Here is a 14,076-nt window from a genome sequence, read left to right on the forward strand (position 1 = left end):
CTGATTACAATACCATCAAAAACCACATTTTTATTATAGTTACCGTATTTTCCAGCCATACTTATTAAAAAATTTAACCATCGAATGACAGAAAAATAGAATATGTTTGATTCCTTTTTTTGATACATTTCCGCCATGATGGATGATTTTCACGCTAGGCACATAAGCAACATGCGTAATGCTGCTGGCTCGAAAACTGAGGTCTGTATCTTCAAAATACAAGAAAAACTGAGGGTCAAATCCTGCGAGTTGCTGCAAAACATCACTACGGAATAGCATAAAACAACCACTGACAATTTGAGGATTCCAGTAGTTATCTGTCTCATTAATAGCGTCCACCATATTATAGTGGTCGAGTCTGAACTTAAAAAATTTCTTTACTATCGCAGGAGCAAATGCCCGCAACAGCAAAGTGAATACTGATGGATAGCGTTTGCACAAAAACTGTCGCTCACCATTTCGCCATCGGGCCAACGGCGTCAATAATCCGCACTGAGGGTTATCGTTCATAAACCGCATAGCTACGGCCAGTGTATCTTCGTACAGAATAATATCGGGATTTAAAATAAGATGGTAATCATAGTCATGACTTAATGTCAGATTGTGCGCACGGCCATAACCGATATTTTCACCCGAAATGACTACTCGACAGCAGGGATATTGCTCCTCAAGGAAATGGTGGAGATCCGTTTTCTGTTTGAAACCATTCTCGACGACAGTCACGTCCACTTGAATATTTGGGCAGGCTCGTTCAGCTTTCACGATGGAATCCATCAAAGTAAAGATGTCATCATTAATGTAAAAAGACACAACTGAAATTTGCACACGGATTTTGGCACACTGCCCTGAAATTATATCATTATCAATATGTGTATAATTCATTGTAATGGACACTTACCTGATTTACTCGTAATACCATGAATACCCCCTTGTACAATTGCTTTTAAGTTCTGCAACCGCTGACCAGAAAACAGTAACAAAAAAGTCAATTTCAAGACAAGCTTGTACGTGTCGACCAATTTCCAATTCAAAGGAATATAATCTTTCTTATACAAAAGTATGGCATTCCTAACGAGGTAATAATGACGAAGGGGGCTATGTATTGCAATGTGCCTTCCGGCAAACTCAATGCGTCCGTCTCCCAGGCTATGATGCATTTGCGCGGAAAAAACACCATATGACAACAACCCTTTTGCCCGAGCACGCAGTGCCCACTCTATGTCGACATAATCGATAAAGAGGGATTCATCCATTAGCCCCACCCGTTCGAAAACAGCAACAGGAATCAACGACCCGGATGCAATAAGATGATCAACCTCAACGATATTATCGCAGGAACTTGATGACATTTTGATAATACGAATCCCTTCAACGCGAATAAACCGAGCCCTGACGCTTTGATCTGCGTCAATAAAACAGGGACCAACGGCGGCTAATCCATTCTTGTGCTTAGCCGCCGTCAAAAGTTCTTCAACCATATTATCTGCCGGGAGACTATCCTGATCCATCAACAACACATAGTCGAACCCTTGCTCTTTTGCCATTCGGATACCGCGATTCTGAGCTGCAGCTATCCCTTCATTTTCGGCCAAACACATTAATGTTAATTGCCCAGAAAACTCGGCCAAGGCAATTGCCAGCTGTTCAGAATTGGTTGAATTATTGTCAACAACAACTACAGCAACCTGGCTTGCCAACAGTACCTTAATCTGTCGTTTAAGGCTGGGGATATTAGGATTATAACTTACCGTAATTGCGATTATTTTCCTATTCACACTAGTTTCCCTAAGAAAAAAAGGGCCTCTCGGCCCTTTTCTTAGTGAGTAGAAAGGTAGATCTCTGCTAGTTCTTCATACTGTTCATCAAAAGAACGAATATGAGAGTGAGGCATGACAGGCAAACGTCCATCTGGCATTTGACGGAAATGTTGTATCGTTGCCTCAACAGCAGCCAGCAACTTCATGGCATCGTTATCAAATGGAATAACAATACCATTTTCTCCATCAATAATATCTTCAGGAGCTCCCCCCGCATCAGAGGTAATCACCCAAACATTGCGGATTAAGGCTTCGCGAACCGTCAAGCCAAAGCTTTCTTTAGATTGCGTCGGATAGAGCAGAACATCAATACTGCCATAAAAATCATCCATATTTTGCTGAGTAAATGCGGGAACAACTTCATAATTATTCAACCCGTCTAGGTCACTGTCATGAAAAGTTCTAAAGCCAAGATTCAACGTATTATCAACAATCACAACCTTGGCATCTTCAGCAGCAATATTTCTGAAAGCTTCCTTGATTAAATGATATCCCTTAATGTTGGTGTTTCCACCAACATAACCAAAGGTTATCACTTTTGAAACCTCTCTATCTTTAGTCAACTGCGGATAATTTACACCATTTTTATTCAGATGAACATTACCGAAGCCTTCACTAGCATAAAGTTGACGAGTAAATGCACTTGGCGCAAGAATTTTACTCGCCAACATCAGCGCCTTGCGTTTCTTCAGGACATAATAACTGACCGTATCTTTATCCTTCAGTTTTTCCGATTCGTGACCCTCGAAAACACCACGCAACTTGTGCTTATCGTCGAAGCTGAGAATAAACTGATGGTCATATAACCACCAATAATCATGCGCAGTGACAATTATTGGGATATCTCTTTCAGCACAGACCTCCAACATAGAAATGCCTAGGCCTTGAATAGAGTGAAAATGAACACAGTCCGGTTTGACAACATCGAGAATCTGCTTAAATGCAGGATCAATATTGTGATTCAGTATTTGTTCTTCTTCACGCAAGAAGTGAGGCAACCCAATGCCATAACAATCATGACCAAAAGCACCATAACGCCGTATATAGTATGGCATTACATAATCTTCAGAGAGGGATGTCACAACATGAATATTAATATTTCCATTGGAATCGAAACGCTTATTAAGCTCCTCTGCAACAACGGTCGCCCCACCAAATGAACGAGGGTTATAATAACAATTAACCGAGAGTATATTTTTCTGCTTAGCTGCTTTATTGCGTCTAATAAATTTATCAGCAATAACAGAAACTTGTTCTTTAGCTATATTATCCGGCGAATAATGATGCAGCACCGTCGTCTGAGCATGCGATCCAATTTCGCTTCTTAACTCAGCAGATTGAACCAACTGGAGCAGCGTCGTCTCCCACTCCACAGGGGTTTTACATAGGTAACCATTCACACCATGCTCTATAACTCGACTAAAGGTCGGCAGTGGTGAGCAAATGCTTGGTATACCAAGAATAGAGGCCTCAATAAACTTGATGTTGCTTTTGGAATAATTAAATACGTAATCTTCCAGCGGAGCCAAACTGATGTCACATTCTGCCAAAACCTTAAGATAGTCTTTATAAGGGCAAAGTTCAACGCGTTCAATCTGCGATTTCACCGCATCAAACGATGGCGGAAGTTCTAAAACCCCAATTAAACGAAAACGTACATTTTCATTATTTTTCAATACATTAAGAATAGCACTGGCTGCTTCCTGAAAATCAACATTATGTGTACTGGTTCCAGAGCCATAAACAATTCGAACAATCCCATCGGTTTCACTCGTGCGCGAAACTGGCAGGTTTTGAGCCGTAATAATAGTTTCAGGATCCAGCGCATTCTCTATCACGTAGGCGTATTTCGCGCCCGCATCGATCATTGCCTCGGCCAGATGTTGCGTGGAAGCAATCGTCCCCCGACATTTCAGCATTGCTCGCTTATAAAGGCTGGCACCTTCAAGAAGCCCATTAAATGTATTTTTATCTAGTTCATTCAAGGTCTTGCTATTAGCCAGCACGTCCCTATCAAAAATGAGATCGTCAACTTCCCAGAGAGTGGTCAGATTCAAACGTTCACATTCATCGAAAATACGATCCATACTTTCAAAAGCGGGAACGCGATAAAAGATAACTATTGAATGCGTTTGCAACGCTTCCATACACTCATTTTGCTGAGTCCAGCTTAATGCAGTGGCTTCAATCCCAAGCTTTTTGAAAAGCTCTACCTTTTGGTCAACACGATATTTGCGGCATTGGGGAATAGACATTTCAGCAATAATCAGCACTTTAGGCATCAAAACCGCTTCGGCCACAACGCCAACAGTGGCCAATTCCTTGCGTTCTATAACGTGAGAGGCAACGTGCTGTTGATTTATCAAACGTAGCCTGTCAATCACACCACGCATACCAAACTGCTTATACACTGCCATAGCCTTTTTCAGGCTATATTGAAGACCGTGTATTTTGATAACATTCTTAGAAACGACTACGCCGCGTTTTAATTTACGCAGATTCGCTACACCCGTTCGCATTGGCTGTGTGACTTTCCAACTTGTCGATGTTAATAGTGCATGGTTGTCGTGTGACAAAGAGTGCACCAACCGATCTTTCTCGGCCATACTTTGTCGGTTTACATCAACCTCTTGGCGAAGAACCTCTTCGACACTCTTGTAATAGATAATATCGCGGTTTAGCTTCTCTATTTTCGCCAGTGCTTGTTTTTTTTCCTCGAGTTGACTTTTGTTATTTTCAGTTAAGCTTTGCCATTCCATCTCAGGGAACGTCGGTAGATCGCCCCAAGGATTTTTATCCTGCGCGGGGGCAACATTCAAACTACCATCAACTTTTAGGTTCCCTTTAACTACCGCTTCTTCGTCTCCGATAATAACTCGAGGACCAAGGATATTTTCTTGGGGCGATTTTTTCTTGATAATACAGAGCGAGTTGATAAATTGAACAGAATGTATATGGCTATAGTCAACCGAATCCAATGCTTCACAATTGTAATGCTGATAAAAAGGTTTTAGGTAATCATGCTCAGATTTTTCAACTCCCCAATGTTCATGGTTAGGAATATCCGCAAGTTTTTTAAGGAATGCCATTGAAGAATATGGATCATATAAACCACCTTCAAAAGCCTGCCAATAGCTACAGTGCAAATCTTCAATAATATAGTAGCCACCATCTTCCACCAGCGGAAAATAGAGAAGGAATGACTTAATAATATCAGAGGAATCATGTGAACCATCGTCAATAGCGATAGTTATTGTAGGTGTTATAGACTCTATTTTTTCTTTTACTTCTACAGTCGAAGAATTTCCGATGACAACCTGTATTTTTTTCTCTTCATACTTCAGCTGAGCGCAATTAGCATCAATGTCACAGCCAATAATATTTTTTGCATTTGGGAAATATGTATTCCAGACCTCTAATGAGCCTCCATTCTGAACACCTATCTCCATAAAGTTAACAGGGTTAAACTTAAGGTGAGACAATACTTCATGGTAAGAGGAAAGATATATAGACCATTTATCAGAAGATTTTCCATGATGCTCTTCATAGAGTTCAACTAAAGTTTTCATTTAATTTCCAGCTTCACTTCATCAAATTTAATACCAACGAGCCCCCAACGGACCTCACTAGATGAAACGTTAATGATGACAGCGTCATGCATCCAATGGTGCTGAACATGGTTATTTATATCACCATTTGCCAACGATACCATCATTGCATATTCTCCATTTGGCAGCATCGGCAATGTGAACACATAATGCGCGGAGAAAATCTCTCCTGCACTAATTTTTTTTGGCTCACTCTGTGTAAATGGCAGAGTGTTTTCTCCAAATAATACCTGCCCCAAGCGGTCTTTTACCAAAAAACCGATTATAGGTGCATCAAAAAACTCATGTGCAACAGCTTCAATAGTCAGCTTGACTTTTTCTCCGCCTTTAAAAACATGTAGCGTATTGCCACTTGTCAATTCTGAAAATGAAACAGAAAGGATTTCGCCGGCCCCTGTTTTCCAACCTTCAGCCTCGGACAAATTTTCTCCCATGCCATACTGAGAGTTGTAATTAATGATAGATTTATCAGCAGTAACTTCTACCGTTTGAGGTTTGTCATCGACATCCCCAATTGTTTCTTTTTTAAGGCTATCCAACTTCGTTTCGTCGCCATAAACTTCCTGGAGAGTATACTGCAAATACTTTTCAGCTATACTCTTTGCTTTACCTGAAGTGACCATTTCTCCTTGATGAAGCCAGATAGCTTTATCACAAAGATTAATAACGGAGTTGGTATCATGGCTAACGAAAAGCAGTGTCCCATTCTCTTTAAACTTACGGATGAAACGCATGCATTTTTGCGTAAAGACAGCGTCGCCAACCGCTAAGGCTTCATCCACTACAAGAATATCGGCATCAACATGAGCAATTACAGCGAAAGCAAGACGGACATACATACCACTGGAGTATGTTTTTACCGGCTGATCAATATGTTCGCCAATGTCAGCAAAGGCCAGAATACTTTCATAACGCTCGCGGATCTGCTCATTGCTCAAACCATACAGTGATGCCGCCATAAAGATATTTTCATGCCCTGTGAACTCAGGGTTGAACCCGGCACCCAGCTCCAGTAGAGCCGCTATTTTTCCGTTAACTTTAACCGTACCATCTGTCGGTGTCAGAGTGCCGCAGATCATTTGAAGTAACGTTGATTTACCTGAACCATTACGACCAATAATGCCTACCGTTTCACCTTTTTTTAAGCTAAATGAGACATTCTTCAACGCCCAAAACTCACGAAATAGTTTTTTGCTTCCGCGAAAAAACATCTGCAGTAAGCGATCCTTCGGTGAGTCATAAATCTGGTAACATTTACTGAGGCCTTCTACTTCAATAATATTATCAGATGACATCAGCAAACCCCTTTCGTGTTCTTTGGAACCAGAAAAAACCAAACCATGCAATTAAAGAGCCGGAAACCAACGCTTTTACCCACGAATAAAAATCAGGGATGCGCCCCCAATACATAACATCTCGTGCTTGCTCAATAAAAACCGCCAACGGATTGAGCGAAAGAAGCGGTTTTATTTCAGCAGGCAATGCTGAAATGGGGAAAAAGATCGGAGACAGGAACATTAATACCATGGTAATTATACCAACTAGTTGACCCACATCTCGCAAATACACGCCTAATGAAGATAAAATCCAACTAAGCCCCATAACCATTAAAACCAATGGTAAGAGAATGAATGGAAGTAACAAAATCGTAGCATGTGGAACACCCACTTCAAAAATATAGAAAACCAACCAAACAGAACAACTAATAAAGAAGTGAAATAGCGCAGCCCCCATATTCACCCATGGTAATATTTCTAACGGAAATATAACTTTTTTTACATAATTTGAATTAGCAAGGATCGTAGTCGGTGCACGATTAACACACTCAGAGAAAAGATTAAATATGATAAGGCCGGAGAATAGCACTAATGCAAAAGCCGACTTAGACGTTTGTCCCTCACTCCACTTAGCCTGAAAGACAACACTAAATACAAAAGTATAAACAACTAGCATTAAAATAGGCGTAAAAAACGACCACAATAGGCCAAACACAGAACCACGGTACCGGCTGATAACTTCCCGTTTAGTTAGCGTATAGATTAAACGCTTATTTTTAAAGGTTGTGCCGAAAAGGTCTAACGTCGTTTTTACTATTGTTTTCATTCAAAAACCTCTGCATCAATAAATCGTGAGGCAGATAAATCTTTATCAGAAAGCAGGCAATTATTGGTTTCCCAACCAATATTGATATCTTTATCATTCCAAAGAATACTTCTCTCGCTTTCTTTAGCATAATAATTAGTAGTTTTATAAACGAATTCCGCAGTGTCACTCAGCGTCAAGAAACCATGGGCAAAACCTTCTGGTATCCAAAGCTGACGTTTATTCTCAGCGCTTAACTTAACACCTACCCATTGCCCGAAGGTTTTAGACTGACGTCTAATATCAACCGCGACATCGAAAACCTCACCTTCAACGCAGCGTACCAGTTTTGCTTGAGCATCAGGATTCAGTTGATAATGGAGGCCGCGTAAAACTCCTTTCGTCGATTTTGAGTGGTTATCTTGCACAAAATCGACATGACGCCCAACCACCTCATCAAAAACTCTTTGACTGAAACTCTCAAAAAAGAACCCACGCGGATCACCGAAAACTGTCGGCTCAAAAATCAAAACATCTGGCAGCGCTGTAGCAATCACTTTCATTACACTTTCCTTCCGTTTACATCAACAGAAATTTAACAAAACCAGAAAACATAGGCGCTTCATATAGGAACAATGGAGTGCCACTTATCCAGGCCTTCACTGACGATAACCACTACTACGGATGAAGAAATATACCGATATTTTTTCACAAGCGTGCATTACGGTATGAAATTATTAGTGAGTTATCGTTTAATGTTAAGCCGACGACTGAGATTTAACCGTCGATAATCTTTCAGAACAACTTTCTGCCAAGGCTTCATATGATAAATATTGCCTTTGTACTACCACAATATTTCGTCAAGCATCCGCTTCACACCAAGCTCCCAATGCGGCAATGTCAGGCCAAATGTTTGTTGGAATTTTTCTGTACACAAACGAGAATTTAATGGACGTGCAGCTGGCGTCGGGAAAGCAGTTGTCGGTACTGCAGTAATATTGGAAACCTTAAACTCAACACCTTTTGTTCTGGCATAATCTATGACCAACGAAGCATATGCATGCCAGGTTGTTTCGCCAGAAGCTATCAGATGATACACCCCACTCACTTCAGGGCAAAGCATGGCGGTTTTAATCGCATGTGCGGTGCAGTCGGCCAGCAACTCTGCTCCCGTTGGAGCCCCAAATTGATCGTTGATCACCGAAAGAGAATCACGTTCTTGCGCCAGACGAATCATCGTACGCGCAAAGTTATTGCCTTTTGCGGCATAGACCCAGCTGGTGCGGAAAATCAGGTAGCGTGACGCATACTTCTGAATCGCCTGCTCCCCACTCAACTTTGTTTGCCCATAAATATTCAGCGGCGATGTTGGGTCGTTTTCCGTCCAAGCCGATTCGCCGCGGCCGTTGAATACATAATCAGTAGAATAATGAACCAGCAGCGCTCCGACTTCTTCTGCAGCTTTAGCTAAAGCGGCGACTGATGTCGAATTAATGAGCTCTGCCAACTCCGTTTCATTTTCAGCCTTATCCACCGCGGTATGAGCGGCGGCATTAACAATAACATGCGGCTTTACACGCCGAACCGTTTCGGCGATCCCTTTCGGATTAGTGAAGTCACCGCAATATTCTGTAGTATTGTAGTCGAGCACCACCACCTGTCCCAATGGCGCCAAGGCACGCTGTAATTCCCAACCAACTTGCCCATTTTTACCAAACAGTAAAATATTCATTTGCGCGATATCTCATCGTTGTTTAGCGCAGAAGCTGCACTAAACATTTCAAAAAATTAGCATTACTCACTATCCGTCAACGCTGTGGCATTCAGCCGCATCACAGCCATCCTACTTACAACAGTTAAGAAGAGTCATTTTTCGCCAAAAATTGTACATTCAAAGGTCAAAAAGCTCATTTAGCCACTGATTTATCGTACAGCCGGGAGTAGAATGTGTTGATGATTAGTGGGTATATCAAAAACTAAATTTCCGCGGCATTCGTCTAGTGCCAAGGAGGACAAACAATAGCAAATTTTGCTTATGTTTTTACTTTACCTAGCTATCATCCTGCCAAACGCCTACGGAACGGGGATTTCTCTTAACCCCTAAAAAAGCACGCTACCGCCCCTAGGTTTCAGCTCCCAGAGTGCTACGTGCCCGTTTATCTTCATCATTCAGCGTTCCCGCCTTCAGCTCACGCTGATTAAAGAAAAACAAAAAACCTCTTTTTAAACATAATGTTAATCATCCCGCCCCCCTAGAAAACGGGATTTTCTATGATAAATTGTACCATTTGAACCTTTCAAACACGAACTAAATACCCACAAAAAACCTTCACAAGGTTAAATATTGACCACTTGATGACGTTTGGCATTAGCGCTGAGAAACCGCAAAAAAAGCAATCAGACTTCGATGAAAGCAAAGCGATTTCTTATCGAAACAACTGTTCCCTTAAGATGAAAAGACGAATAATTCACTGCAAGTCGGAACCAATCATCCCCTTTTATCGCGATCACAGAGAGGTGTAAGTAAGCCCTTAGGAGAGATAAAAAGCTCATGCTAGGCTCTCTAAGATGTTCCAAGCAGTGCCTGCGTCTTTGCCAACCGACCATTTATTGACATGAGAAGGGAGTGTAAGTATCCCTGACCTACCCCCAGTATTAGATACAACCGTCAGTTAGCAATGTCGGCTTGTTTACTTTCACATTTTCCATTTCGCCACCGTACTGCAAACTCTGATGGCATCTGATAATTCAGTGCCGAATGTGGACGACACTCGTTATAATCCTGCCGCCAGTCATTAATGATTTTCCTGACGTGAACGATATCGTTGAACCAGTGCTCATTCAGACATTCATCGCGAAATCGTCCGTTAAAGCTCTCAATAAATCCGTTCTGCGCTGGCCTGCCTGGCTGGATTAAGCGCAACTCAACACCATGCTCAAAGGCCCATTGATCTAGTGCGCGGCAAGTAAACTCTGGTCCCTGGTCAGTTCTTATCGTCGCCGGATAGCCCTGAAACAGTGCAATGCTTTCCAGAATACGCGTTACCTGAGCGCCTGAAATCCCGAATGCGGGGGTAATTGTCAGACACTCCTTCGTGAAGTCGTCCACACAGGCCAGGCACTTTATCCTGCGACCGGTGGCCAGTGCGTCCATGACGAAATCAATCGACCAGGTCAGGTTGGGCGCTGCCGGGCGGAGCAGCGGCAGACGTTCCGTTGCCAGTCCTTTACGACGTCGTCTGCGTTTTACGCCCAGCCCGCTGTGATGATAAAGGCGGTACACGCGCTTGTGATTAACCTGAAGGCCTTCACGGCGCAGTAACGGCCTGATGCGGCGGTAGCCAAAACGCCTGCGCTCCAGTGCCAGCTCAATAATGCGCCCCGATAAATGCGCGTCAGTCGCCGGACGCTGAGCTTCGTAGCGGCAGGTCGACAGAGACAAACCTGTAAGCCTGCTGGCACGACGTTGCGACAGACCGGTCGCATCACACATAAACTCAACGGTTCCCGCTTCTGGCCTGTCGTCAGTACTTTCGCCCCAGAGCCACCTGAAGCGCCTCCTTATCCAGCATGGCTTCGGCAAGCAGCTTCTTGAGTCTGGCGTTCTCTTCCTCAAGCGACTTCAGGCGCTTAACCTCGGGCACCTCCATACCGCCATACTTCTTACGCCAGGTGTAAAAGGTGGCGTAAGAAGTATGGCGTGCTTACGGCATAGCTCACGGGCAGAAACCCCGGCTTCAGCCTCGCGGAGGATACTGATGATCTGTTCGTCGGAAAAACGCTTCTTCATGGGGATGTCCTCATGTGGCTTATGAAGACATTACTAACATCGCGGTGTATTAATCAACGGGGAGCAGATCACACTTCATGTATATAATAATAAAACCCCAGGTAAAATATGAGAGCCATGTCAGGCCCTTATAAAAAATCTCTATAGGGGCTAGGAATTCTACATGCCCCATCGTTTTTCGTTTTATGCTTAATTAGCCTTTCATGCCTATTTATCACTATCAAGACATATCAATCAAGGTTAGCGATAACCATGTGGATTTTTGCTTTGCCAGTTCCAGGTATCGCGCATCATGTCATCGATACCCCGACTGACTTTCCAACCCAACTCCTGATAAGCCAGATCGGCGTTCGCCCAGAAAGCAGGCAGATCGCCGTCACGGCGAGGTAATATTTGGTAAGGGATCGTTACGCCGGACGCTTTTTCAAACGCCTGAACCATCGCCAGCACCGAGTGCCCTACGCCAGCCCCCAGGTTATAAGCCTTAAATCCGTTGATCTTCGGCAAATGATCCATGGCTTTCAGGTGGCCTTCAGCCAAATCCATGACATGGATGTAATCGCGCTCTCCCGTGCCGTCCTTCGTCGGATAATCTCCGCCGAAAATACCCAGCTTTTCCAACTTGCCGATAGCCACCTGTGAGATGTAAGGCAGCAAGTTATTGGGGATACCGTTAGGGTCTTCGCCAATGAGGCCGGACTCGTGAGCCCCCACTGGATTGAAGTAACGCAAAGCAATAATCGAAAATTGCGGTTCAGCATTGGCGAAATCTTGCAGGATCTGCTCTACCATCAACTTTGATGTCCCATAAGGGCTGGTTGTCCCACCGATCGGTGTCGTCTCTACATAAGGCACTGGCGAATTGGCACCATAGACAGTGGCAGAAGAGCTAAAGATAAAGTCGTGCACGCCGGCACGACGCATAGCATCCAACAACACCAGCGTGCCGGTAACGTTATTCTGATAATACTCCAGCGGCTTGCGCGTAGACTCCCCCACCGCCTTAAGACCGGCGAAATGGATCACGGCAGTGATCTCATGAGCGCCGAAGATGCGATGCAGGCATTCGGCATCCTGAACGTCTCCCTGATGGAATACCGCGGCTTTCCCCGACAGTTTCTCCACCCGCTGCAATGACTCCGCAGATGAGTTGGACAAATTATCCAACACCACGACGTCCTCGCCACGCTCCAGGAGCGATAGCACAGTGTGTGATCCGATGTAACCAGCACCGCCGGTAACTAAAATTGCCATATCAATCCCCTTATACTTCGGCAACATGCTTGATTCTACAAAAACTCCCTCATCGATACCGGGCGCATCATACAACCTTCTGAGCCTACCATGGGGAGAGCGGTAAAAATCGCTCTCATCCTCGACTATTCAATGTATTAAGCGTTAATTTTGTGCACCGAGCAACGCCAAAATCTCGTCGGTTTTTTCTTGCATCAGTGCAACATCGGCCCGCGACTCGACATTAAGACGTACCACAGGTTCCGTATTGGAGGAACGCAGATTGAAACGCCAGCCTGCGAACGCCATGCTGATGCCATCTGTGTAGTCTACCTCATCGGCATGCGGTAAATAGTGTTGTTTAACGCTTTCAATGGATACGTCTGGCTGAGCCAGTTTGATATTGATCTCACCGGAAGACGGGTAGGCGGCAATGCGATCCTGTACCAGTTGCCCCAGAGTTTGTCCCTTCACACTGACCAGTTCAGCGACCAGAAGCCACGGGATCATGCCGCTGTCGCAATAAGCAAAATCACGGAAATAGTGGTGAGCGCTCATCTCTCCGCCATAAATGGCATCTTCCGCACGCATGCGTTCCTTAATGAAAGCATGGCCGGTTTTCGACATCACGGGTACGCCCCCGGCATCGGTGACTACATCGACGGTGTTCCAACTCAGACGTGGATCGTGGATGATCTTCGCGCCCGGCTGTTTCTGCAAGAAGGCCTCCGCCAGCAAGCCGACGATATAATAACCCTCAATAAAATCGCCTTTTTCATCGAACAGGAAGCAGCGGTCGAAATCGCCGTCGAACGCGATGCCCATATCAGCGCTATGCTCACGCACCGCATCGGCGGTATCCGCGCGACACTCAGGCAGCAATGGGTTGGGAATACCGTTAGGGAAAGTGCCGTCCGGCTGGTGATGCACCTTGATAAACTCCAGCGGCACGCCCCGCGCCTTCAGTTGCGCTTCAATAGCATCGATCACATGCCCCGCCGCACCGTTGCCCGAGTTGATCACCAGCTTCAATGGTTTGAAATTTTTCACGTCGACGTAGGACAGAATGTGTTCTACATAAGCCCCTAATACGTCCTGGCGAACATAGCTACCGCGCATTGCAGTCGGGGCCTGAAATTGGTTTTTCTCCGCCAGTTCTTGGATCGCCCGTAACCCGGTATCGCCGCTAATCGGCCGAGAGCCATCACGCACCAACTTCATGCCGTTGTAATCGATCGGGTTGTGGCTGGCGGTGACTTCCACGCCACCATCCGTTTTTAAATAGGTTGTGGCGAAATAGATTTCTTCGGTACCGGTTAAGCCGATGTCTATCACATCAGTGCCCGCATCCTGCAAACCCTTCGCCAGCGCCAGTTTCAGGCTTTCACTGGTTAACCGAACATCGCTGCCCAACACGATATTTTTGGGCTTCAAAAACTCGCCGTAGGCGCGTCCAATACGATACGCGATGTCCTCATTCAGCTCTTCGCCCAGCTTACCGCGTACATCATAAGCTTTAAAACACGTCAATTTTTGCATTACCAAA

Annotated in this window: 9 protein-coding genes and 2 pseudogenes; all 11 read right to left on the reverse strand. The window is 44.4% G+C overall.

Annotation, left to right across the window (positions count from 1 at the left end):
• Positions 1–39 precede the first annotated feature (39 nt).
• The 11 genes and pseudogenes from ACJ8HB_RS03330 to cpsG all read right to left on the reverse strand — a co-directional run bounded on the left by ACJ8HB_RS03330 (position 40) and on the right by cpsG (position 14,069).
• Positions 40–882, reverse strand: coding sequence for a glycosyltransferase (locus ACJ8HB_RS03330; RefSeq protein ID WP_052133453.1), 843 nt, complete (start codon positions 880–882; stop codon positions 40–42).
• Complete coding sequence (locus tag ACJ8HB_RS03335; protein ID WP_047568457.1) at positions 879–1,775, reverse strand: glycosyltransferase family 2 protein; 897 nt, start codon at positions 1,773–1,775, stop codon at positions 879–881. Before ACJ8HB_RS03335 ends, ACJ8HB_RS03330 begins: the two co-directional genes overlap by 4 nt.
• A gap of 41 nt (positions 1,776–1,816) precedes the next feature.
• The gene (locus ACJ8HB_RS03340; protein ID WP_373276016.1) at positions 1,817–4,234 is read right to left on the reverse strand and encodes a glycosyltransferase; all 2,418 of its coding nucleotides are present in this window, start codon (positions 4,232–4,234) and stop codon (positions 1,817–1,819) included.
• Positions 4,235–4,975: 741 nt separating this feature from the next.
• Positions 4,976–5,386 (reverse strand): annotated as a pseudogene (locus tag ACJ8HB_RS03345) (CmcI family methyltransferase); the annotation flags it as partial.
• Complete coding sequence (locus ACJ8HB_RS03350) at positions 5,383–6,720, reverse strand: ABC transporter ATP-binding protein (protein ID WP_047568462.1); 1,338 nt, start codon at positions 6,718–6,720, stop codon at positions 5,383–5,385. The pseudogene ACJ8HB_RS03345 and the gene ACJ8HB_RS03350, both read right to left, overlap by 4 nt.
• A complete protein-coding gene (locus tag ACJ8HB_RS03355) occupies positions 6,710–7,528 on the reverse strand; it encodes an ABC transporter permease (RefSeq protein WP_072021573.1) in 819 nt (272 codons plus the stop codon). The genes ACJ8HB_RS03350 and ACJ8HB_RS03355 overlap by 11 nt, the downstream gene beginning before the upstream one ends.
• Positions 7,525–8,070: a dTDP-4-dehydrorhamnose 3,5-epimerase gene (gene rfbC, locus ACJ8HB_RS03360; RefSeq protein WP_047568464.1), complete on the reverse strand. Its 546-nt coding sequence runs from the start codon at positions 8,068–8,070 to the stop codon at positions 7,525–7,527. The genes ACJ8HB_RS03355 and rfbC overlap by 4 nt, the downstream gene beginning before the upstream one ends.
• A 281-nt stretch (positions 8,071–8,351) precedes the next feature.
• Positions 8,352–9,239 (reverse strand): dTDP-4-dehydrorhamnose reductase, encoded by an 888-nt coding sequence (gene rfbD / locus ACJ8HB_RS03365; protein ID WP_047568466.1) that lies wholly within the window; start codon positions 9,237–9,239, stop codon positions 8,352–8,354.
• 936 nt (positions 9,240–10,175) lie between these two features.
• Positions 10,176–11,297: pseudogene (locus ACJ8HB_RS03370) on the reverse strand (IS3 family transposase).
• A 240-nt stretch (positions 11,298–11,537) separates the two neighbouring features.
• Positions 11,538–12,551, reverse strand: a complete 1,014-nt coding sequence (galE, locus tag ACJ8HB_RS03375) for a UDP-glucose 4-epimerase GalE (RefSeq protein WP_047571663.1) — start codon at positions 12,549–12,551, stop codon at positions 11,538–11,540.
• A gap of 144 nt (positions 12,552–12,695) precedes the next feature.
• The gene (gene cpsG / locus ACJ8HB_RS03380; RefSeq protein ID WP_047568470.1) at positions 12,696–14,069 is read right to left on the reverse strand and encodes a phosphomannomutase CpsG; all 1,374 of its coding nucleotides are present in this window, start codon (positions 14,067–14,069) and stop codon (positions 12,696–12,698) included.
• Between the last annotated feature and the right edge of the window lie 7 nt (positions 14,070–14,076).

Source organism: Serratia sp. CY27727, from assembly GCF_052169275.1.
GTDB lineage: Bacteria > Pseudomonadota > Gammaproteobacteria > Enterobacterales > Enterobacteriaceae > Serratia > Serratia sarumanii.